Below are 21,965 nucleotides of genomic sequence, written 5' to 3' on the forward strand. Positions count from 1 at the left end.
ATGAAAATTCGTTATACAAAAAAGAAAAAGAGCTAAGCAAAAAGTGCTTAGCTCTTTCAAAAAAGTGATTTCAAAAAATTATTTTGCTGCGTTGAAACGTTTTGAAACCTCATCCCAATTTACTACATTCCAGAATGCACCAATATAATCAGGACGACGGTTTTGATAATTTAGGTAGTACGCATGCTCCCAAACATCTAAACCAAGGATAGGTGTTTTTCCTTCCATTAAAGGTGTATCTTGGTTTGGTGTGCTAGTAACAGCAAGTTTACCACCATCAACAATTAACCAAGCCCAACCTGAACCAAAACGAGTAATAGCTGCATTAGTAAACTGCTCTTTAAATGCATCAAAGCTACCAAACGCTTCATCAATTGCAGAAGCAAGTTCTCCAGTTGGAGCTCCGCCACCGTTTGGACTCAAAATTTCCCAGAATAACGAGTGGTTAGCATGCCCACCACCGTTGTTACGTACAGCACCACGAATGTTTTCAGGTACTGCATCAAGGTTACTTACAAGTTCCTCAATACTTTTACTTGCTAGTTCATCATGACCCTCTAATGCGTCATTTAGCTTAGACACGTATGTAGCATGGTGCTTCCCGTGGTGAATATTCATTGTTTGTTCATCAATGTGAGGCTCAAGTGCGTTAGCTGCATAAGGTAATTGCGGTAGTTGATATGCCATTTAAATCTCCTCCTAAATGAATAATAATAATTTTATAAAGAAATTGGAGAGATTCTCCAAATCCTAACAGACTTTTGAAACAGAAATGTTTAAATAGTGGTTCGTTAATAAGATACCAAATTCTTCACGTTCTTGCAACGATTACATCTTGCTTTTCTCTAATTAACATAGACATCTTATCATATCCTTAGATTTAGCTTTTTAAACTGTCATAACCTCTAACATCGTCCCATAAAATGGACAGATAAAACAATAAGGATTGGAGGTTAGCCCCATGAATTGGTTTGAAGCTATACTCATTGGTTTTATTCAAGGTATTTCAGAATTTCTCCCGATTTCAAGTACAGCACATTTGCTCATTGTCGAGAAGCTCCTATCGATTCAAATAGGAGAAAACAGTCTTACTTTTGAGGTCTTCTTACATTTTGCATCATTATTAGCTGTTTTTTATTATTTTCGTGACGAACTTAAACAAATCCTGCTAGACTTCTTATTATTTACCTTTAAAAGGAAACAGCGTTCAAGACAGAATTTTCGTTTTGCAGTACTTATGCTAGTATCAACCCTTGTTACAATGATTGTCGGAAAAACAATTGAAGAAGGATTTGGTGAAGGTCTTACTAGTACAGCAACGATTGGAGCATCATTAATTATTACAGGGATTTTTCTCGTACTAGTCGAACATGGAATGAATACGGGTAAACGAGGGTTATCCGAGCTCACATGGAAAGACGGTATTCTAATTGGACTAGGTCAAGCACTTGCAGTTATCCCAGGAATCTCCCGTTCTGGAAGCACGCTTGTTGCAGCATTATGGTGCGGTTTAAAAAAAGAGGTTGCATTACGTTATTCATTTCTTCTTTCAATTCCAATTATCGGTGGGCTCACTCTATTAAAACTACCGGAAATTTCCACTAACTTTTTTCAATCTGAAGCGATTATCCCTTTAATCCTTTCCTTTATTTCTGCATTTATTTTCGCCATTGTCGGGATAAAGTGGTTAATATCTATGGTGCAAAACACAAAACTAAGCTATTTCGCTTGCTACTGCATCGCTCTAGGCGTTATCACCTGGACATTCATGTAAAACAAAAAAGGCTCACAAAAGCTTATATATCTTTTGTGAGCCTTAACATTTTTAAATTCATAGTGGCGGAGGAAGAGGGATTCGAACCCCCGCGCGGTTTAACCCGCCTGTCGGTTTTCAAGACCGATCCCTTCAGCCGGACTTGGGTATTCCTCCGTGTTTTAGAAGTGAGAGTCAGAATTTTCTTTTCCTTCTAACTTCAAGTATGGTGGACCCTGTAGGACTCGAACCTACGACCGATCGGTTATGAGCCGACTGCTCTGACCAACTGAGCTAAGGGTCCTAAAATGGGGCGGCTGATGGGAATCGAACCCACGAATGCCGGAACCACAATCCGGTGCGTTAACCACTTCGCCACAACCGCCAAAAACTTTAAATTACTAATATAGCGGCGGAGGGAATCGAACCCACGACCTCACGGGTATGAACCGTACGCTCTAGCCAGCTGAGCTACGCCGCCATGATATGGCTCCACAGGTAGGACTCGAACCTACGACCGATCGGTTAACAGCCGATAGCTCTACCACTGAGCTACTGTGGAACAATAAAGACAAGAACAATAATAACACTTCAAGAAGAACTTGTCAACAAAAAATAAAAAAAGTAAATCATTACTGCATACATACTTTAACATAAGATCTAATTAAGAAACAAGCAGTTTTTTTTATTTTGTTAATAGGAAAGCAGGGGCTTTTATTCGGTCATAGCACGAATAAAAGCCCCCGCTTCTTTTAATGATGTTCTTCACCAAGGACCGCCTCAGCAATATTAACCGAGTGGTCACCAATTCTCTCAAGATTACTTACGATATCAACAAACACAATTCCTGCCGAACCAGAGCATTTCCCCTCATTAATTCGTAGAATGTGCTGCTTACGAAGTTTTCTTTCCATTTTATCGATAAGCTCTTCCTTTTGGATAACAGAGCGAGCTTTTTCTAAATCGCCATTCTCCAAACAGAAAATCGCTTCCTGAAGTGTCTCAATAGTTAAATCAAACATTTCACTCAAGTCAGCGACCGCTCTATCGGATATCGCTACTTTGTTTGCTTTTTGATAATCTTTTAATTCGACAATATTCTCGATATGGTCACCAATTCGTTCAATATCGCGAACCGTATCAAGTAATATTGAATGTAATTTAGAATCTTGTCCCGATAACGAACTAGATGAAATTTGGATTAAATATTCGGTAATTTTGCGGTCTAAATTATTAATTGCATCTTCGAATTGAATAGCCTTTTCAGAGTGCACCTTTTGACCATTTACCAAATATTGACTAACTTCTATTAAACCTTTTTCTGAAAACTCTGCCATTCTTAACACTTCTTGTTTTGCTTGTCCTAAAGCGACTGCTGGTGAGCTTCCAATAAACCTTGGATCAAGATGCTTCGTCTTATATTCAATATTAAATTCCTCACCTGGAACAATTTTCGTTACAATTAGTGCAAGCAGTGCAACAAAAGGAAGCTGAATTAACGTATTTGAGACGTTAAAAATTCCATGCGCAAACGCAATTGTCATCGGACGATTTAAGCTCAATTCTACTGCTAAGTAAGCAATAAAGTTTAAGAAGAATGGATAAATAATTAAAACAATGATTGTTCCGATTAAGTTAAAAATAACATGTGTTAAAGCCGCACGCTTTGCAGCAACTGAAGCACCAATTGCTGCTAGAACAGCAGTAATGGTTGTCCCAATGTTATCACCAAATAAAACAGGAAGTGCAGAATCAAGTGTCATTGCCCCCTGGTCATATAACTGCTGAAGCATACCAATGGAAGCACTAGAACTTTGAACAATGACCGTAAAAATAGTCCCGATTAATACCCCTAGTAATGGCGTTTCACTCATGCTTAAGGTTAAATCTTTAAAGGCCTGCAAGTCACGTAGAGGCTTCATTCCATCACCCATAAGCTCTAATCCGTAAAATAGAGCACCAAAGCCGAAAATAACCTGACCGAAATTATTCATCTTCTTACTCTTCAAGAAGAAAATAAAACCAGCACCTACTGCGATTATCGGTAATGCGTATTTTGATATTTTGATCCCGATAATGAATGCAGTTACTGTTGTTCCAATATTGGCACCCATTATAACACCAATGGCTTGCTTTAAGGTCATAAATCCTGCATTTACAAGGCCAATGGTTAATACAGTTGTGCCTGTACTGGTTTGAAGTAGAATTGTTACGAGCAAACCAGCGAATACTCCCATTACCGGGTTTGTCGTAAATTTGTCTAAAATGTCACGTAAGCGTTCACCTGCAACCTTTTGAAGGCCATCCCCCATAAATTTAATCCCAAATAGGAAAATCCCTAAGCCCCCAAAAAACATAAATAGTAAAGTCTGTAAATCCAAATCCACCATTTCTCATCCCTTCAATTTTAAAAGTTAGTCGTTCGGTATTTCTTCGACAAACCTCAACAATAACGCCCTGTCTATTATTATTCATTCCTAGCTTATTTGTAAATAAATTTTTCGAAATTTCTGCCTTAGGTCATAAATTCGTCAATTTACGAGACATTTGTTAATCTTGTTCATTTTTTAAGCTTTCGTTACAATATAAGAGCTTACTTATCATAAAAGAGGTGTATCATGAAGTTCTTTCACTCATTTTTCAATAGTTTATATAACCTACAATTCCTAGCCTTAAGTCGATTCCAACCTATTACGAAGTCAATTGTTCATGTCCTCTTTTATCTTATGATTGCATGTCTTCCTTTTGTTATCGTTCTAAGTATGACCTTAACAAATGGTGTGAAACAATTGCAATCAATCTTAATTAGCGATTTACCTCCTTTTCATCTAGAAAATGGAAAACTTAGGACTAACAGTGCAGAGCCTTACCTTAATTTTGAAGTCATTGAAGGTGTGTTTATCCTTGATCCAGCCAACCATTACAGTAAGAATGCGCTGTTTGAACTAGGAGAAGGAATTGCCTTTCAAGAACAAGAGGCAGTTCTATTTAATTATAGTGTTTCTCAAACAATACCTTATACGATTATTGGAGACCTAGATAAAGAAGCATTATTAACATGGTTAAATAACTTGGAAGGGTTTCTTCCGCTTTTAATTATCATCATTTCGTTACTAAGTTATAGTGCTGTTGCTGGAGTGGCTTTTTTAGGAATAACCCTGCTAGCAGCTATTGGACTCCTTTTACGGGGGAGAAGGCATAAGCTACATTATCGACATTTATGGTTAATGTCAGCATATTCGACAGCATCGCCAGTAATTGTCTTTGCATGGCTTGATATAATAGCACCCGTATCAATCCATCCCGTTTTTTTAATACTGGTAACTTTATTTCTCCTTTGGCTTATTATCATGAGAACGCCAAAGGGTAAACCTAAACTTTGAGAAGTCAATTAGCATTTCGATCAAAAAGAGAGCGAGTTTACGACAACTCGCTCTCTTTCCTTTTTACTACAATTCTAGTTCCGTCTACGGAAACCACTTCAATCTCAACGTCGGCTTCAAGCCATTGCCCACCGCTTGTAGCACTATACTGTTCACCATCAATAACGATCGTTCCGGTTGGTCGAAATGCACTTAAAGTCCGCCCTTGTTTGCCGATAAGCTTCCGATACGTGTCATTTAACGAATTATAACCTAATTCACTTGTCATTCTGTCCTTTAAGGTCATTTTATCCCACATTTTCCTAGAAGGAAAAACTTTAAGGAACAAACTTGAACTAATGCCACCAACTAAAAAGCCCATTGAAACAAGTACTCCGTAAATGAGATCAGGCGCAGGCACTGCCAACCCTGCAATCATTAAAACAATTCCTAATAAAGAAACTGTTCCATCTGTTATGACCTTTCCATCTAAAATAATCAAAGCTAAGCCTACAAGATAAAGAATTATAACCCAAAGTCCGACATCTGCGGATAAATGGTAGGAGAAGTACAGCGCCATAATAAGCACACCTAAAACTGCAAACAGCCCTTTTGCCCGTACTAATAGTTCCCCAAATAAAAATAACGTACCTAAAAAGACAACTAAAAAACCAATTGTTGCTGAATCAAGCCAATCCATTTAGTTTCACCCCCTCATATTTTATACGTAATAAACTGATTCTTTGTTTCAGAATTCATAAGAAATAACATTCACTTATAACAAAATAGAGGGGTGCTGCTTCACATTATGATTTGAATAAATTACTAATTGATTCAATAAAACGATTAAGAACATCCAGCAACGTTCTTATAAACGATTGTGTGTCTTCCCTATTTAAAAACTCATCAAGATTGTCACGAACATAAGAAATTTGTTCTTGAACTTGATTCCAGTCAATATTCAAGTCCTTCATTCTCATAAATAATGAGACAAGGCCATTTAATTCTTCTTCTGTTAAAGTAATTCCAAGCTCCTGGGCAATTCGTTCAATAAGAGCTCGTAAATCTTCTTCCGTTTCAACAGGATTAGCTGCAAGCTCCTCTTTGATTCGATTCATTAATTCCGTAGCTTCTTCAACACCAATTGATTCAGCCAACTCTCCAGTTCGAACCATTTCCTCGTTTGCAATTTGCTTTTGCTCTTCAGGTATTTCAATTTCAGTTGCGATTTCATATGCTTTAATTAAGCCTGTTAACCCTGCAGTTCCGGATACAGCCATAGGAGCTGTCACATACACATCCGCATCTTCAACGCCTGCAGTAACAAGTGCATTCGCATACATCCCTTCAGATACCAGTTTAATGTTATTTGTTTTAACATTTATACCAGACCCGGCTTCTGTCAATGTAATTTTTGACGAAGAGAGTGCTCTTGTTCCAATTTGATTCTTATTAACATAATTCCCTAAATATTTATGCTCTTCTTCATTTGAGACTGTAATTATTTCAACGTCTTCTGTTACTCCCATTTCATTAAGAAGCTGTTGCTTTTGTTCCTCAGATAAATCTTCACCTAAAGTAACGATTACATCTCCTGGTGCTGCATCGGCTAATGCTAGCGTCGGCACAATCATTGTAAAAACGAGTAATAGCCATAAGCACTTTCTTATTACATTATTCAACTTCATCGACTCCTTTTTTCAAACATTCTTAAATGAAACGATTGTTATACCTAATAAGAAACATAATTTACTAAAAAAAGAAACTGACTTTTGTCTTAAATTAAAATAAAAAGCTGACTCATCTCGTTGAACATGTTTTACCAACCGGAAAACATGACCAACTATATAAAAGCGTTAACACGATAAGGTTAAGAAGAAAAAAAACTGAAAACATCATTTGATCACGATTGTTCATCCAAAGTCCGAAAACTGCTGGTCCGAGGGCGACTCCTAAAAAACGGATCATCGCATAAAAAGAAAAAATTGAACCTTTTTCGTTAGAAGGTACAACGGCAGCTATCGCTCCACTAGCAGCAGGAAGTAACATACCTAAACCAATACTCACAAGGGTTGTACCAATTATTAAGATGAATGTACTCTCTGTAAATATCAACAAACAAACTCCAATGAATTTATAGATAACTCCATAAATAATTCCTCTTTTATAACTATCCTCGCTGTCCAATAATTTTCGAGCAGTTAAATAAGAGACCAACGTTAAACAGCTTAATGGGATAGCTAAAATAAGTCCTTTCTCCAATCCTCCCAATAAATAAGTCCTATCCAAATCATAGGACAAGTAAAATAGCAAACCAAATAATATAAACATCCCGATACCGCCAGCTAAATAAATCGGCACTAGCCATTTCCAGCTTAATGAAAAAACTAATTTCACTTGAGAAATTGTTGTTTTAAACCGTAACTTACGTCTCGTTTGAGGTTTTAGTTTAATAAAAATATACATCCCAAAGAAGGCGAACAAGGCAAAAGCGAAATAAACAACAAAACTGTAATACCAAGAAAAGGAAAGAACTATACCACCAATAACCGGACTTATCACTTTTCCTACTCCATTAAATACCTCCAACGATCCAAGTGCTCGATTTCTTTTTTGCCCAGAAAATAAATCTGTAATTAGAATCATGGCAATAGGAGTTATTCCTCCTGCACCAATACCTTGAAGCAACCGAGAAATTATCATCCATTCAAAAGCACCCTGTACCCCTGCAATAGCAGCCGCAAAACATCCAATCATAATTAGAGTAAGCGAAACTAAGGTTACTTGCTTATTCCCGTATCTTGCTGATATAAATCCACTTATCGGAATCATAACTGCTGCCGGAATGGAAAATGCAGATAAAATCAGTCCTCCTTGAACTGGTGAAAGATTCATTGCTACTTGGATATCAGGAAGAATTGGAATGAACATGGAATTACCTAACACCATAAGTAGCGGTAGCATACCTATGATAAAAATGATGATACTCGGCCTTGCTTGGCTCTCCAATTGTATTCACCTTCTTTAAAAAATAGACTATTCCCCAAAAAATGAATAAGCTTGTCATAATTGTCCAGCGTAAGCATATACTTTATTTGGAAGGAACTTTAAAGGAGGGGTTTTACATGAAGCGAGCTGGACTATTTTTAATCATTCTCATTATTTTATACAGCACTTATTATGACCTAACAATCGGGACCTTACCCAATGGATTGAATAATACAGCCCAAGCCACTAAAGGGCATGATGAAACGGAAAGTATTGAAGACTTAAAACCAACAGAAAACACTATCGAACCTTTCCAAGAAGTTGAAGTCGAACCTGGATATACTGTATTATCGATTGTTGAACATTTACATGACGGACCTTTATCTGCTTCGATACCAGAAATTATTTATGATTTTGAGCAACTGAATCCAGGAGTAAAAGCTGATGCTATCCAGGTTGGTGAGATCTATTTATTTCCTCTTTATCTAAACGATTGAGTTTGTTCTTGCCAAATGAAAGGTCTGGTTGATAAAATGAAGACGTATCTGTAAAGAGTCTAACGAAGCCCAATCGGTTTCTATAAAGGAGCGAGTGGTCAATGACCGAAATTACACATCGTACAAAGACTCGACCAGTAAAGGTTGGAAATTTGACGATTGGTGGAAACAACGAAGTAGTAGTGCAAAGTATGACAACAACAAAAACGCATGACGTTGCAGCGACAGTAGCCGAAATAAAGCGTCTTGAGGAAGCGGGTTGTCAAGTAGTACGTGTCGCTTGCCCTGATATGCGTGCTGCTGAAGCCATCGCAGACATTAAAGCGCAAATTTCAATCCCATTAGTAGTTGATATTCATTTTGATTACAAGCTTGCCTTAAAAGCAATTGAAGGCGGTGCCGATAAAATCCGTATTAATCCAGGTAATATTGGAAAACGACACAAAGTCGAAGCAGTTGTTAAGGCTGCAAAAGAAAAAGGTATTCCGATTCGAATCGGTGTAAACGCAGGTTCCCTTGAAAAAAGAATTCTAGAGAAATATGGTTACCCAACGGCAGATGGAATGGTTGAAAGTGCCCTTCATCATATAAAAATTCTAGAAGATTTGGATTTTTATGACATTATTGTCTCGATGAAAGCATCTGATGTTAATTTAGCTATTGAAGCTTATGAAAAAGCAGCAAAAGCATTTGATTATCCACTTCACCTCGGTATTACTGAGTCTGGTACCCTATTTGCTGGTACAATAAAAAGTGCAGCGGGACTTGGTGCGATACTTAATATGGGAATTGGAAATACCGTTCGAATATCGCTAAGTGCCGACCCTGTTGAGGAAGTTAAAGTTGCTCGTGAATTGTTAAAGTCTTTTGGACTTGCCGCTAATGCAGCAACGCTAATTTCTTGCCCTACTTGTGGTCGAATTGAAATTGATTTAATTAGCATCGCAAATGAAATTGAAGATTATATTTCCACAATCAAAGCTCCGATTAAGGTCGCCGTTCTTGGTTGTGCCGTGAACGGGCCTGGGGAAGCACGTGAAGCTGATATTGGTATTGCAGGTGCTCGTGGCGAAGGTTTACTTTTCCGTAAAGGTGAAATTGTAAGAAAAGTACCAGAAGAAGTCATGGTAGAGGAATTGAAAAAGGAAGTAGATAAAATCGCTGAAGAGCATTATCAAAAGCAACGCGAATTGGAAAAAGCATAAGCCGCTTAGGCTCATGCTTTTCTTCTTTCTCTCCCCCTGTCTCACCATTATCTAAAAGAATGGTGAGAAAAAGACGGTCATGAGAATCGAAATAGCACCAATCCCGATCGCCCAATTACCTAGCGATGTGGAGCCATAACGACGTGAAACGAAACCAACTACTATCCCAGCTGCCCCTAGCAATACTGGTAAGAAAAACAATGACAAAATGGAGAGAACAATTGCAAATGTACCGACACCGCGGCCAGCTGCAACATCATCCTCATTCATAGCATCCGTTGTTTCGCGCTCCTCTGCTGCAAAAGGACGCGCTCCACCCATGCCATTTACCGCTGGATACTCAGCAGCTGTCTCTTCCTCAAAGGTGGCAGGATTGTCAAGGTCTCCTTCATTTGTGTTCATTTTTGTATTAACATCACCATTATCAGCTTCTGTATTTAAAAATGTTAAGGAACGGTCGTCTTCATCCACTAACCGTATCGGTTCTTGTTTCGGATCTCGATTTTCTGCCATACGAATCCCTCACTTTCTTTTGTTTCGGGGGAGTAGTTATAGTATGACTCCACTGTTTGTTTTTATTGGAGTTAAAGATTTCTTCTTTAGGAATGTCCTAGACCAATCAGCTTATTTCGTGTATTCTAGAATGTATGATCAATTTATTTGGGGTGGAAAGTATGTCAGCAAGAAAACGTTTTGGTTTAGATATTGATGGTACAGTAACAGATCCAAATACATTTGTTCCTCATCTGAATAAACATTTTAATCGCAATTTAACTTTGGATGACTTGACGGAATATGATTTAACGTCAATTTTGGACATTTCTGAGCAAGAGTTTTGGGAGTGGATGGGGAAACATGAAGGTTTAATTTATGAACAAGCAAATCTCGCACCGTATGCTGAAACTATTCTTCACGAATGGACTAAATATCATGATTTAATTTATATTACGGCTCGTCGCGAACATCATGCTAAACGAACGAGAGAATGGTTTGAGACAAAAAAACTCCCTTTTGACCATATTGAACTTGTCGGCAAACATGATAAACTTGAAGCGGTACGCGCTCATGACATTGACATTTTCTTTGAAGACAAGCATGACAATGCAGTTGCGATTGCAGAGGAATTTCAAATACCCGTTATATTAATTGACACTCCATACAATCGTCTTCCAATACCGGAAAATGTCATTAGAATCTATAATTGGAAAGAAGCGAAAGAGTGGGTAGACGAATGGATTATGGAAACCACATAAAAAAATGAGAGTGCCGTTACAGCACTCTCATTTTTCTATTTCCTTTCGCGGAACGTATGACAGCAGGTTTGGGAACGTCTCTCCGCTTTATCCTCATGCTCAGCTTTTTCGTAAGGCTCTTCTCCAGCCTCCATGGAAAAGTCCATATTTGAATGCGCATCAATTTCTACAAGAATGGATTCTGCCTGACATTGGTTCCCTTCTCCCCAATACGTACAATTTGCTACATTACATTTTACGATTGGCTTTGCCATTTGTCATCCCCTCCTGAATATTAGTGTGTGAGAAATCAGTAGGGGCAAACATGATAAATTTTGGTTTACTTACTTTAATAAATTATTTAACACTACACTCTTCGCACTTACCGTATATTTCGAATTTATGTCCAATTACTTCAAAATCGGGAAACTGCTCATGTAGTGTTTCCATTGGACAATTATGAATATGTTTCGTTTTTCCACAATCTAAACAGATAAGATGATGATGATGCTCTGAAGTTGAGCATCTAAATCGAAAGCGTTTTTCACCCTCTAATTCAGTTGTCTCAAGAATATCGAGTTCCGTAAACAGAGATAAGTTCCGATATATTGTGTCAAAGCTTAAACCAGGATAATCATCCTGCATAGACTCAAGGACATCTTTTGCTGAAATATAACGTTTCTCTTCAGCAAAAAGCCGTAGCATATCTTCACGTTTTCCTGTGTATTTATAACCTTTTTCTTTCATTCGTGCTAATGCTTCTACAACATTCATTCCCATTCCTCCTTAACATACCTTGAAACACGGCTCTTTAAGGTATTCCACAATAAAAAAGCACCCTTTTTTAGTACCCTCTATTAAACAGCCTCTTTTTTTGTTTTCTTCATACGAATTTTTTGGAAGCCTTCACGTATCTTTCCAATATAGATTGAACATAACAAAATAATAACAGCTATTATCACAATTGTACCACCAGGTGCTAAATTAAGGTGATAAGCAGAAATTAGCCCTCCAAAAACTGAAATTTCTCCAAATACAATTGAATAAACAAACATCTGCTTAAATCCTCTTGACAGCCGCATGGCTGCCGCAACTGGCAATGTCATAAGTGAGGAAACAAGTAGAATTCCAACGATTCTCATTGAAGCAGCTATAACTAGAGCAACCATAATAATAAAAATAAAATGGACGAGACGGCGATTAATTCCTGATACTACTGCTTGCTCCTCATCAAACGATAGAAAAAATAATTCTTTATAAAATAATAGCAATACGATTAAGACGATCACTGTAATGCTCATAATTGTCCATAAATCTGAACGACTAACAGCAATGACGCTGCCAAATAAATAATTAAATAGGTCATTATTAAAACCATCCGCCAATGAAATGAAAATAACACCAACTCCAATTCCAGCGGAAAGAATAATCGGAATAGCTATTTCTTTATAATGCTTGTAGACAGCACGAAGCTTCTCAATGATTAATGACCCTCCAACCGAAAATAGCATCCCGATATACAATGGATTTAATCCTTGAAAAAAAGCAAATTTCTTAGCCAATAGCAAACTAGCAGCAATTCCAGCTAAAGTGATATGCGACAATGCATCGGCTATAAGAGAAAGTCTTCTTACGACTAAAAACACTCCGAGCATAGGAGCTAAGAAACCGATCATTAATCCGGTAAACAAAGCATTTTGTAAAAACTCATAACGAAAAAAAGCATCTAACATGTTTAATGGCCTCCATGGCTATGATTGTGCGTTAACAAATGAACATCATGACCGTAAAAATCAGATAAATTTTGATTTTCCCCAAATTCTTTAGAATTACCGTGGAAATGCAAATGCTTGTTTAAACAAGCTACGTCAGTAACATGATCCGTCATTGCCCCAATGTCATGTGTAACAAGTACGAGGGTTATCTTTTTTTCCTTGTTAAGTTCACTGAGCATGTCGTAAAAATTCCGAACACTTGAAGCATCGACTCCTACCGTCGGTTCATCCAAAATCAATAACTCTGGTTCACTAACTAACGCCCTGGCAATAAATACTCTTTGTTGCTGCCCGCCAGACAATTCACCAATGTTCTGATGAATGTATTCAGTCATTCCAACACTTTCAATGACCTCTTTCACTTTTTCTTTATGACTGCGGTTCAAAAAACGAAATAGCCCCACTTTCCCAAATAACCCCATAGATACTACTTCGAAAACAGTCGCTGGAAAGCCTGAATTAAAGCTATTTGCCTTCTGTGAGACAAAACCAATTTTATCCCAGCGTTGAAATTTATCAATCCTTTCTCCAAAAAGCTTTATACTTCCTGTCTGTGGCTGCAATAAGCCTAACATGATCTTAATTAGCGTTGATTTTCCTGAGCCGTTCGGACCAACTAAACCAAGAAACGAGCCTTTATTTATCGAAAATGTAATCTCCTCTAACACTCGGCGTGTCCCATATTGAAACGAAACATCCTTTATTTCAACGGCAAGTTGTGTTTCTTTATTATCCACACATTCCCCTTCTTTCCGTATCTATCTAAATATTTTCTAAGAATCATTCCGATTTACCTTTTACCTTCCTATTATAAATGTTTTTTCTTGAATGTCTACCCTTACGAATTCGTGCATTTTCGACTAAGAACCTGTACTATAGAAAATACTATATTGCTTAGAAAAGGAAGTGGCAAACATGAAATCGCAGCGGTTTGCAATTATTGATATTGGCTCAAACTCCGTTAGACTTGTAATTAATGCCATTTCTAAAAATGGCTGTTATAAAGAGTTGTATAATTTTAAAACAGTAGCCAGACTTAGTGCTCATATTGATACTACGGGACGTTTAACAGAGGAAGGCATATTCGTAATTACAGAAACTTTACAGCGCTTTAAAAAAGTAATTTTATATCACCGAGTACAAGAGGTATTAGCTGTAGCCACCGCGGCAATAAGAAAGGCTTCAAATCAAAAAGACGTTATCGAACATGTTTATCGAGAAATCGGATTTAATATTCGTGTCCTGTCTGAATACGAGGAAGCCTATTATGGTTACCTAGCTGTAATTAATTCAACTACCCTTGAACATGGAATTACGATCGATATCGGAGGTGGAAGTACGGAGATAACCCTTTTTGAAGATAGGGAGTTAAAGCATTTTCACAGTTTTCCATTCGGAGCTATTACCCTCCAGAATGAGTTTATTGAAGGCGAGCAACCAACAAATACCGAATTAGACAACCTAAAGCAATATATATTGACGCAATTTAGTACATTACCTTGGTTAAAAATGGATTATACTTATCCTGTTGTTGGTATTGGTGGTAGTGCGAGAAACCTTTCACTTATTCATCAAAGAAAAATCGATTACCCTTTAGCAGGGTTACATCAATATGAAATTCCAACTGAACAACTACAGCTTGTAAATGATGAGTTACAAAAATTAACGCTTGAACAACGTCAAAATGTTGATGGTCTCTCAAAGGATCGAGCTGATATTATTATTCCTGCTTCTCAGGTTATAACATCACTCCTTAACTTTGTCGGCACAAACACATTCATTCTTAGTCGAAAAGGTTTAAGGGATGGGTTATTTTATGAGAGCGTTTTAAAACCGATGGAAACCGATCGCTTTCCTAATGTGATTGAAGAAAGCTTTTATCAACTTTCTCATAACTATGACGTTCAACTTGCTGACGTTAATCACCTGTCTTTACTCGCATCACAATTATATAGTGAATTAAAATCAGCCTGTCGTGTTGAGCATTCTGAAGAGGAAGCTTTACACTTACTTAAATCAAGTGCTCGTGTTCTATACATTGGAGAATACATTAATAATGAAGCAAGCAGTCAAACTACGTTTTACTTACTGACAAATATGACAATCGAAGGCTTAACTCATCAAGAACGACTCGCAATTGCCTTAATTTCTTCATTTAAATCAAAGAAACAGCTCAATCAATACGCTGGTCCATTTAAACGAATCCTTAAGAAAAAACAGCTTAAGCTTTATGAATTTTTAGGAGCAATTATGAAGTTTGCTTATTGCCTTGACTATACTCGCAGAAAAGCAGTGACTGAAATTGGGAAAGTAGAGCAAACTGAGGAGCAATGGGTTATTCCTCTTTCTTTTCAAGAAGAATATCACTTTGAAGCAATGCAAGTAAATAAACATAAAAAACATTTAGAACGAGCGATTCGACATCCAATTGAAGTTACCTATCAATCTAATGCTACTTTTACTACGTAATCTTAACATAAAATTTACAATTAGCTGATAGAATGTAAAAGAGGACATTAATTTAGTGGATAGAAAGGTTGAGGTTTTATGCATATCGACTCTAAATCCAACGAAACAATTGATCTAAATAATCCAACCTTTTACAACAACCGTGAACTAAGTTGGCTTGCTTTCAATGAGCGCGTTCTCGAGGAAGCGATCGATGAACGCAATCCACTATTAGAGCGATTGAAATTTTTAGCGATTTTCAGTTCAAATTTAGATGAATTTTTTATGGTGAGAGTAGCTGGGTTAAAAGATCAGGTGAAAGCTGGCTTTAACCGTCCAGAAAATAAAGCCGGATTAACTCCGAAACAACAATTATCAAAAATAAGCGAAATGAATCACCGACTTGTTCGTCTTCAGGATAATGTCTATACCGAAACACTCGTTCCTATGCTTTACCATGAAGGCTTTCAATTCTTATCTATGGATGAATTAAACAAAGAACAGCTTGAATTTCTAAAAGAAAGGTTTAGTCATTATATTTTTCCTGTTCTAACGCCCATGGCCATTGATGCTTATCGGCCATTTCCAATGCTTTTAAATAAGAGTCTGAACTTAGCAGTCGTTCTAAAAAAAATGGGCACTATGAAGGAAAAAGATCGACTAGCTATCGTCCAAGTACCTGCTGTACTTACTCGATTTATCAAGCTTCCTTCGAGCAATGGTAGTATACAATATATCTTACTTGAAAATGTTATTAGTCATTTTATTCATGAGTTATTTCCTGGTTTTAAAGTCAAATCGGTCTCACCTTTTCGAATTACTCGAAATGCTGACATGACTCTTCACGAAGAAGGTGCTCGTGACTTATTACGCGAAATTGAAAAGGAATTAAAAAAACGAAGATGGGGGGCTGCGGTCCGCCTAGAAATGCAAGAAGGAATGATGGATCCGAATGTTTTAAATTTACTTTTAGACGTTCTCGAAATTCATAAAAACGACGTATATTCGTTTAATGGACCATTGGATTTAACCTTCCTTTTTAAATTGTATGGCCAGCTTTCCGTAGAGTATGAACATCTTGCAAACGAAACGTTAATCCCTCAACCACCTGGTGATTTAATTGGGGAAGAAAACATCTTTCAAGCCATTTTGAAGCGCGATCTGTTTTTTCATCATCCATATGAATCCTTTCAACCTGTAGTCGATTTTATCTCGAAGGCAGCGGATGATCCAAGCGTCCTTGCGATTAAACAAACACTTTATCGCGTTAGTGGTGATTCACCAATTATACATTCCTTAGCTCGGGCTGCCGAAAATGGGAAACAGGTGACGGTGTTAGTTGAGTTAAAAGCACGGTTTGATGAGGAGAATAATATTCAATGGGCAAAAAAACTTGAAAAATCAGGTGTCCATGTTATTTATGGTATAACCTCACTTAAAACACATAGCAAGATTACTCTCGTCGTTCGCCATGAACGCGACCAAATCCAACGCTTTGTTCATTTAGGGACAGGCAACTATAATGATTCTACTGCGAAGCTATACACAGACATGGGTCTCCTAACTGCGGATGATAAGTTTGGAATTGATGCAACAAATTTCTTTAATCATCTCAGTGGTTACAGTGAAAAACCACAATGGAATCACTTATCAACTGCGCCCTTTGATATTCGTGAACGTTTTTTAGATTTGATTGATGAAGAAATTGAAAGTCATATACAGTATGGCAATGGGAGAATTATCGCTAAGATGAATTCTCTTACAGATAAACCGATTATTTTAAAGCTTTATGAAGCTTCTCAGGCAGGAGTAAAAATTGATTTAATTATTAGAGGGATTTGTTGTTTACGCCCAGGTCTAGAAGGAGTTAGTGAAAACATTCGTGTTAGAAGCATAGTTGACCGTTTTCTAGAACATAGCCGAATCTTTTATTTTCATCATGCTGGTCACGAGAAAATATTTCTTTCCTCCGCTGATTGGATGACACGTAATATGGAAAAACGAATAGAAATACTCTTCCCTATATATGATATAAACATTAAAAATCGTATTAAACACATTTTAGATATTAGTTTACAGGATAATATGAAGGCACGAGAGCAGGGCCCAGATGGCAAGTATCACTATGTAAAACGTGAACCTTGTGAGCAACCAGTTCAAAGTCAGCTTTATTTTTTTGAAATGGCTTGTAGCTTATCTGAATCAGAGGAACCATAGGGGTTGCCTTAAAAGCTTAAAGCGTGCAAGGCTGTGCCAAATGGTTAAAAAACAACCTTTTGGCACAGCCTCTTCTCTTTACTAATTATGCTGACGCTCTTTGAATTTTGCGAGTCCGCAACATTCGTATCACCAAGCCTTGTTTTGGTGAGAAAAGAAAAGCTAAACCAAATAGAAATGACGCAACTAACACAATTGATGCACCCGAGGCAACATCATAAATAACTGAAAAGTAAATCCCAATAATTGCTGAAAGCACCCCGAATAATGATGATAGCATTAGCATTCTCGGAAGCCGATCTGTTAATAGATACGCCGTTGCTCCTGGTGTAATCAACATTGCTACAACAAGAACAATTCCTACCGTCTTTAAAGATGCGACTGTAACTAAAGATAAAAGTAACATTAATAAATAATGAACTAGCTTTACACGTACTCCTGTTGCCTGTGCCATAATTGGATCGAAAGTACTAATTAAGAGAGGTCGATAAAATAAGACAATCATCCCTATTACAAAAATCCCTATTCCAACAGTCACCCATAAATCATTTCGTGAAACTGCAAGGACATTACCGAAAAGAATATGCCAAAGGTCGACTCCCGTCCCACGCAAACCTGTAATCAGAACAATCCCTAAGGCAAATGCAGCGGTAAACATAATACCAATGGCAGAATCATCCTTAATCCGACTGTTTTGTGAAACAAAGCCAATAGCCAAGGCTGTTAATACCCCAGTCACAACTGCTCCAATAAAAAAACTCGCTCCAAGCATATAAGCAATAACTACACCTGGTAAAACAGCATGGGAAATTGCATCTCCCATAAGAGCCATTCCTCTTAAGATAATAAAACAGCCAATTACCCCACAAATAATCCCCACCAATATTGCAGCGATTAAACCTTGCTGTAAGTAAGAATAACGTGATACTTGGTCAAAAAAGAAAATTATATTTTCCATTAGTTATTCACCACCATTATATCGTCCTTGTTACCAAATAAGGCGCTTCCTTTGTAGGTCCGTGATAGCGTTTCTGGCTTATAGACATGCTCTACTAAGCCATACTCTACTAACTCCTTGTTCATTAATAGTAGGCGATCGAAGTATTTTTCAACCTTACTTAAATCGTGATGAACGACAAACACTGTTTTATTATCTTCCTTTAATTGACGCAATAATTGAATAATAATCTCTTCCGATGTCGCATCGATTCCAACAAAAGGTTCATCTAAAAAAAAGATGTCTGCTTGTTGCGCCAGTGCCCTTGCAATAAATACTCTTTGTTGTTGACCTCCTGATAATTCACCAATTTGTCGCTTACGATATTCAAGCATTCCTACTTTTTCTAAGGATGCTTTAACAATTTCTTTATCGCTTTTACTCGCTCGCATAAACCATGGTATATGCTTAAACCTACCCATAATTACAACATCTTCAACGAGAACTGGAAAATCCCAATCAATTTGGTTTCGCTGTGGGACATAAGATATTCTTTTTCGAACATCCTTTACTCGTTTTCCAAAAATCCGTACGGTTCCTCTAGCCTTTTCTAAACCTAAAATAGCTTTTATTAATGTAGACTTTCCTGCTCCATTCGGTCCGATGATGCCGATTAAATGCCCCTTGTCAAAAGTAAAACTAACATCTTTAATCGCTTGTTGATTTTCATAATAAACTGACAGCTCCTTAACATCGATAACCTTATTCATTTTATTCCCCCCTATGTGGCTTTAATTCCCCTTATTTATAAACTTAAATAATCGTTCTTCGCTTTACAATATGGCAGCAATGCACAAAATGTGTATTCAAGAACAAAAGTTTCCTGAGGTAAACTTTTGTTCTTGAATACAATTATATAGGTTCGATTCAATTTTGTAAATAATGTCCACAAATATAAAAAAGCCTCTGCGTCTATGCAAAGGCCGTCAATCTGAAAGTGGTAATGTTAGAATTACAGTCGTTCCCGTATTAAATTGACTTTTAATTTCAAATGTTCCACCGTGATCTTCAATAATTTTTTTACAAAGGGGAATTCCAATTCCAGTTCCTTTATCCTTTGTAGTGAAAAATGGTTTACCAAGCTGCTTTAAAACATCCTCCGGTATTCCTTTACCGTTATCCTGAACATACACGCAATATTTGTTACCGATTACCTTTGTTTCAATCCAAAACAAACGCTTTTTAGCGGTATCTTCAAAAGCTTCAACTGAATTCCGAAGCAAATTCAACATAACTTGCTTGACCATTGATTCATTTACATGAACCAGCGAAGTCGTTCTTTCAAGTTTTATTTTAAACTCAACATTATGTAATAAACATTCTGCCTTCATAATCTCTTCAAGAGACTCCATAATTTGTATTGGCGATTGTGGCTTTCGATCTATTTTTTTTCTAGAAACGGATAGAAAATCTTCTATTATGCCATTCATTCTATTTAATTCAGACAAGATTGTGTCGTAATACTTTTGAAAATCATTAGTCAATTGGGCTAATTGTAGAAAACCTTTAATCACGGATAGTGGGTTCCTTAATTCGTGAGCAACACCCGCTGCAATATGAGAAACAGCTTCCATTTGATGGTGAAATGTTAGTAGGTTTTCAAACTGTTTTTGGAGAGAACGATCTTCTAACATGACATAAACAGACTTTCCATCTATTGTAGGGAGCGAACGAATTCGAATGAGAGCATCCTCTTCTTCGTAAACGCCTTCTTGAACAGAATGATCATCAAATCCTTGATGAACTAGGTCACTGATTGTTTTAAACATTGGGGAGCAATCAACCAATTGTTCAATTGTACATTCATTCAATTGTTCCTCACTTACATCCATAATCTCTGGCAACGAATCAGTCCATCGTTCAATCATCATTTTCTGATTTACTTTTAAAAATGGGATACCTAATTGCTCAATATAATACGTAATTTCGTCAGTTAACGAGCAATCTTTTCTAGCCCAAAAGGTTTGATGAAATTCTTCCCCACTTGCTGGTAAAACTGAATCTACTGACATACCATTTCTCCCTTTAGGGGCTAATTGCTCGAGTGATTGACGCTTTTTCATAAAGCCCCTCCCATCTTGTCTAGCCATTTAATCCTTATCTATTCACCCCGGCCATTAACATTTCCAAATAATAACTTAACAAATTCTCACTTTCTACTGTTATTCGAGGGTTGTTGCTAGTTTTCCTTTTTTTCTGCACAAATTCTTCAATTGACTCATATACTGCTAGCATCTTCTCTAGTGAAAAGGAGTGCATGAGATGAATGCAATTATGCAACAATTAATTAATCAAAAAGTAAACTCGCTCACACCTCAAGATTTATTAGACCTCGCCTCACAGCACCAAATTCAATTAAATCAACAACAAGCTGAGAAAGTTGTTTCCATTATTAAATCAGAAAAAATTGATGTCGCAAATCAAGACCAAATTCATCATGTTCTAAATCGACTCCAAAATGAAATTGATGAGCATGTCTCAAATGTTATTAATCAATTACTTCAACAATTCAGTCATTATCTTTCTTAAATCATTTGATTAGAAAGAGACCAGTCTATAAAACAATAGATCTGGTCTCCTTCGATTATGCTAAAATCTGTTCCCTTAGCTTCTCATCGAATTCGCCTTCACGTAGCATCAATATTTCATGCTTATAAGGAGGTCGTTTATCCTTCTTGTCTTCACCTACAAAAGGGGTCTCGAGTATTTTAGGTACATCCTTAAGTTGTGGGTGATGAACGATATAGTGCAAAGCTTTGAAGCCGATATGACCAAATCCGATATTTTCATGACGATCTTTGGCTGCTCCACGCTCATTTTTACTGTCGTTAATATGCAATACTTTTAAACGTTCAATTCCGATAATTCGATCGAATTCATCTAAAACTTGGTCGAAGTCCTCAACAATATTATAGCCTGCATCATGAGTATGGCAAGTATCAAAGCAAATACTTAGTCTCTCATTATGGGTTACTCCGTTAATAATTGTTGCAAGCTCTTCAAAGGTACGTCCGCACTCTGAGCCTTTCCCCGCCATCGTTTCTAAAGCAATTTGAACATCATTTTTTGTTTGTAATACTTCATTTAATCCCTCTATAATTTTTGCAAGTCCAGCGTCCGCACCTGCTCCGACATGTGCACCAGGATGCAATACAATTTGTTTTGCTCCTAACGCTTCTGTCCGTTCAATCTCGGAACGAAGAAAGTTTACTCCTAACTCAAATGTTTCTGGTTTTGTTGTATTTGCAATATTAATAATGTACGGAGCATGAACGACAACATCCGCCATTCCATGTTCCTTCATATGTACAAGTCCCGCTTCAATATTCAAGTCCTCAATTGCTTTTCGTCTTGTATTTTGCGGTGCCCCTGTATAAATCATAAAGGTTGTTGCCCCATAACTTGCAGCCTCTTCGCTAGCACCTAAAAGCATTTTTTTACCACTCATTGATACATGCGACCCTAACTTCATAATTAAACTCCTCTCCCTG

At 37.2% G+C, this 21,965-nt stretch carries 22 protein-coding genes and 5 tRNA genes; 8 read left to right on the forward strand and 19 right to left on the reverse strand.

Annotation, left to right across the window (positions count from 1 at the left end; all coding sequences use genetic code 11):
• Positions 1–78 precede the first annotated feature (78 nt).
• Positions 79–687 carry a superoxide dismutase gene (locus tag B1R93_RS02915; RefSeq protein ID WP_088102473.1) on the reverse strand — a complete coding sequence of 203 codons (609 nt, stop codon included), beginning with the start codon at positions 685–687 and terminating at the stop codon, positions 79–81.
• Positions 688–961: 274 nt separating this feature from the next.
• On the opposite strand from B1R93_RS02915, the gene B1R93_RS02920 reads away from it, so the two are divergent.
• Entirely contained in the window at positions 962–1,774 is an 813-nt protein-coding gene (locus B1R93_RS02920; RefSeq protein ID WP_088102474.1) for an undecaprenyl-diphosphate phosphatase, read from the forward strand.
• A gap of 63 nt (positions 1,775–1,837) precedes the next feature.
• Here B1R93_RS02920 and B1R93_RS02925 read toward each other — a convergent pair.
• The 6 genes from B1R93_RS02925 to B1R93_RS02950 form a co-directional block, all read right to left on the reverse strand.
• Positions 1,838–1,930: transfer RNA gene (locus B1R93_RS02925), tRNA-Ser, on the reverse strand.
• A 50-nt stretch (positions 1,931–1,980) separates the two neighbouring features.
• Positions 1,981–2,057 (reverse strand) — tRNA-Ile (locus tag B1R93_RS02930).
• Between the two features lie 5 nt (positions 2,058–2,062).
• Positions 2,063–2,138, reverse strand: a tRNA-His gene (locus B1R93_RS02935).
• Between the two features lie 22 nt (positions 2,139–2,160).
• Positions 2,161–2,234, reverse strand: a tRNA-Met gene (locus B1R93_RS02940).
• A gap of 6 nt (positions 2,235–2,240) precedes the next feature.
• Positions 2,241–2,315: transfer RNA gene (locus tag B1R93_RS02945), tRNA-Asn, on the reverse strand.
• Positions 2,316–2,505: 190 nt separating this feature from the next.
• Complete coding sequence (locus B1R93_RS02950; RefSeq protein ID WP_088102475.1) at positions 2,506–4,143, reverse strand: Na/Pi cotransporter family protein; 1,638 nt, start codon at positions 4,141–4,143, stop codon at positions 2,506–2,508.
• Positions 4,144–4,371: 228 nt separating this feature from the next.
• Here B1R93_RS02950 and B1R93_RS02955 point away from each other — a divergent pair, with 228 nt between their 5' ends.
• Positions 4,372–5,136 carry a DUF1189 domain-containing protein gene (locus tag B1R93_RS02955; RefSeq protein ID WP_088102476.1) on the forward strand — a complete coding sequence of 255 codons (765 nt, stop codon included), beginning with the start codon at positions 4,372–4,374 and terminating at the stop codon, positions 5,134–5,136.
• Between the two features lie 37 nt (positions 5,137–5,173).
• Here the strand turns inward: B1R93_RS02955 and B1R93_RS02960 are convergent, their stop codons facing one another.
• The 3 genes from B1R93_RS02960 to B1R93_RS02970 all read right to left on the reverse strand — a co-directional run bounded on the left by B1R93_RS02960 (position 5,174) and on the right by B1R93_RS02970 (position 8,124).
• On the reverse strand, positions 5,174–5,815 hold the full coding sequence (locus B1R93_RS02960) for an NfeD family protein (RefSeq protein WP_088102477.1): 642 nt from the start codon (positions 5,813–5,815) through the stop codon (positions 5,174–5,176).
• 106 nt (positions 5,816–5,921) lie between these two features.
• On the reverse strand, positions 5,922–6,803 hold the full coding sequence (locus B1R93_RS02965; protein WP_088102478.1) for a DUF1002 domain-containing protein: 882 nt from the start codon (positions 6,801–6,803) through the stop codon (positions 5,922–5,924).
• A gap of 112 nt (positions 6,804–6,915) precedes the next feature.
• Positions 6,916–8,124, reverse strand: coding sequence for an MFS transporter (locus tag B1R93_RS02970; RefSeq protein ID WP_088102479.1), 1,209 nt, complete (start codon positions 8,122–8,124; stop codon positions 6,916–6,918).
• Between the two features lie 116 nt (positions 8,125–8,240).
• Between B1R93_RS02970 and B1R93_RS02975 the strand changes: the two genes are divergently transcribed.
• Positions 8,241–8,600 (forward strand): hypothetical protein, encoded by a 360-nt coding sequence (locus B1R93_RS02975; protein WP_088102480.1) that lies wholly within the window; start codon positions 8,241–8,243, stop codon positions 8,598–8,600.
• Positions 8,601–8,701: 101 nt separating this feature from the next.
• A complete protein-coding gene (gene ispG, locus B1R93_RS02980; RefSeq protein ID WP_088102481.1) occupies positions 8,702–9,805 on the forward strand; it encodes a flavodoxin-dependent (E)-4-hydroxy-3-methylbut-2-enyl-diphosphate synthase in 1,104 nt (367 codons plus the stop codon).
• Positions 9,806–9,856: 51 nt separating this feature from the next.
• Here ispG and B1R93_RS02985 read toward each other — a convergent pair whose 3' ends face one another.
• Positions 9,857–10,318 (reverse strand): DUF4190 domain-containing protein, encoded by a 462-nt coding sequence (locus B1R93_RS02985; RefSeq protein WP_088102482.1) that lies wholly within the window; start codon positions 10,316–10,318, stop codon positions 9,857–9,859.
• 161 nt (positions 10,319–10,479) lie between these two features.
• Between B1R93_RS02985 and B1R93_RS02990 the strand changes: the two genes are divergently transcribed.
• Complete coding sequence (locus B1R93_RS02990; RefSeq protein ID WP_088102483.1) at positions 10,480–11,058, forward strand: hypothetical protein; 579 nt, start codon at positions 10,480–10,482, stop codon at positions 11,056–11,058.
• A 35-nt stretch (positions 11,059–11,093) separates the two neighbouring features.
• Here B1R93_RS02990 and B1R93_RS02995 read toward each other — a convergent pair whose 3' ends face one another.
• From B1R93_RS02995 to B1R93_RS03010, 4 genes are all read right to left on the reverse strand, one after another.
• On the reverse strand, positions 11,094–11,312 hold the full coding sequence (locus B1R93_RS02995; protein ID WP_088102484.1) for a DUF1540 domain-containing protein: 219 nt from the start codon (positions 11,310–11,312) through the stop codon (positions 11,094–11,096).
• An 82-nt stretch (positions 11,313–11,394) separates the two neighbouring features.
• Positions 11,395–11,811, reverse strand: a complete 417-nt coding sequence (locus B1R93_RS03000; protein ID WP_088102485.1) for a Fur family transcriptional regulator — start codon at positions 11,809–11,811, stop codon at positions 11,395–11,397.
• A gap of 83 nt (positions 11,812–11,894) precedes the next feature.
• Positions 11,895–12,770, reverse strand: a complete 876-nt coding sequence (locus B1R93_RS03005) for a metal ABC transporter permease (protein WP_088102486.1) — start codon at positions 12,768–12,770, stop codon at positions 11,895–11,897.
• Between the two features lie 2 nt (positions 12,771–12,772).
• Entirely contained in the window at positions 12,773–13,549 is a 777-nt protein-coding gene (locus B1R93_RS03010) for a metal ABC transporter ATP-binding protein (RefSeq protein ID WP_088102487.1), read from the reverse strand.
• A 178-nt stretch (positions 13,550–13,727) separates the two neighbouring features.
• Between B1R93_RS03010 and ppx the strand changes: the two genes are divergently transcribed.
• The gene (gene ppx, locus B1R93_RS03015; protein WP_088102488.1) at positions 13,728–15,281 is read left to right on the forward strand and encodes an exopolyphosphatase; all 1,554 of its coding nucleotides are present in this window, start codon (positions 13,728–13,730) and stop codon (positions 15,279–15,281) included.
• A 78-nt stretch (positions 15,282–15,359) separates the two neighbouring features.
• Positions 15,360–17,477 carry an RNA degradosome polyphosphate kinase gene (locus B1R93_RS03020; RefSeq protein ID WP_088102489.1) on the forward strand — a complete coding sequence of 706 codons (2,118 nt, stop codon included), beginning with the start codon at positions 15,360–15,362 and terminating at the stop codon, positions 17,475–17,477.
• An 85-nt stretch (positions 17,478–17,562) separates the two neighbouring features.
• On the opposite strand, the gene B1R93_RS03025 is transcribed toward B1R93_RS03020, so the two are convergent.
• The 3 genes from B1R93_RS03025 to B1R93_RS03035 all read right to left on the reverse strand — a co-directional run bounded on the left by B1R93_RS03025 (position 17,563) and on the right by B1R93_RS03035 (position 20,537).
• Entirely contained in the window at positions 17,563–18,435 is an 873-nt protein-coding gene (locus tag B1R93_RS03025; RefSeq protein WP_088102490.1) for a metal ABC transporter permease, read from the reverse strand.
• Entirely contained in the window at positions 18,435–19,184 is a 750-nt protein-coding gene (locus B1R93_RS03030; RefSeq protein WP_088102491.1) for a metal ABC transporter ATP-binding protein, read from the reverse strand. Before B1R93_RS03030 ends, B1R93_RS03025 begins: the two co-directional genes overlap by 1 nt.
• 216 nt (positions 19,185–19,400) lie before the next feature.
• Positions 19,401–20,537 carry a two-component system sensor histidine kinase NtrB gene (locus tag B1R93_RS03035; protein ID WP_088102492.1) on the reverse strand — a complete coding sequence of 379 codons (1,137 nt, stop codon included), beginning with the start codon at positions 20,535–20,537 and terminating at the stop codon, positions 19,401–19,403.
• Between the two features lie 199 nt (positions 20,538–20,736).
• On the opposite strand from B1R93_RS03035, the gene B1R93_RS03040 reads away from it, so the two are divergent.
• On the forward strand, positions 20,737–21,003 hold the full coding sequence (locus B1R93_RS03040; RefSeq protein ID WP_088102493.1) for a DUF2624 family protein: 267 nt from the start codon (positions 20,737–20,739) through the stop codon (positions 21,001–21,003).
• A 55-nt stretch (positions 21,004–21,058) separates the two neighbouring features.
• On the opposite strand, the gene B1R93_RS03045 is transcribed toward B1R93_RS03040, so the two are convergent.
• Positions 21,059–21,949, reverse strand: a complete 891-nt coding sequence (locus tag B1R93_RS03045) for a deoxyribonuclease IV (protein ID WP_165763757.1) — start codon at positions 21,947–21,949, stop codon at positions 21,059–21,061.
• Between the last annotated feature and the right edge of the window lie 16 nt (positions 21,950–21,965).

Origin of the sequence: Halalkalibacter urbisdiaboli, assembly GCF_002156385.1 — a bacterium.
Lineage (GTDB): Bacteria > Bacillota > Bacilli > Bacillales > Bacillaceae_D > Halalkalibacter_A > Halalkalibacter_A urbisdiaboli.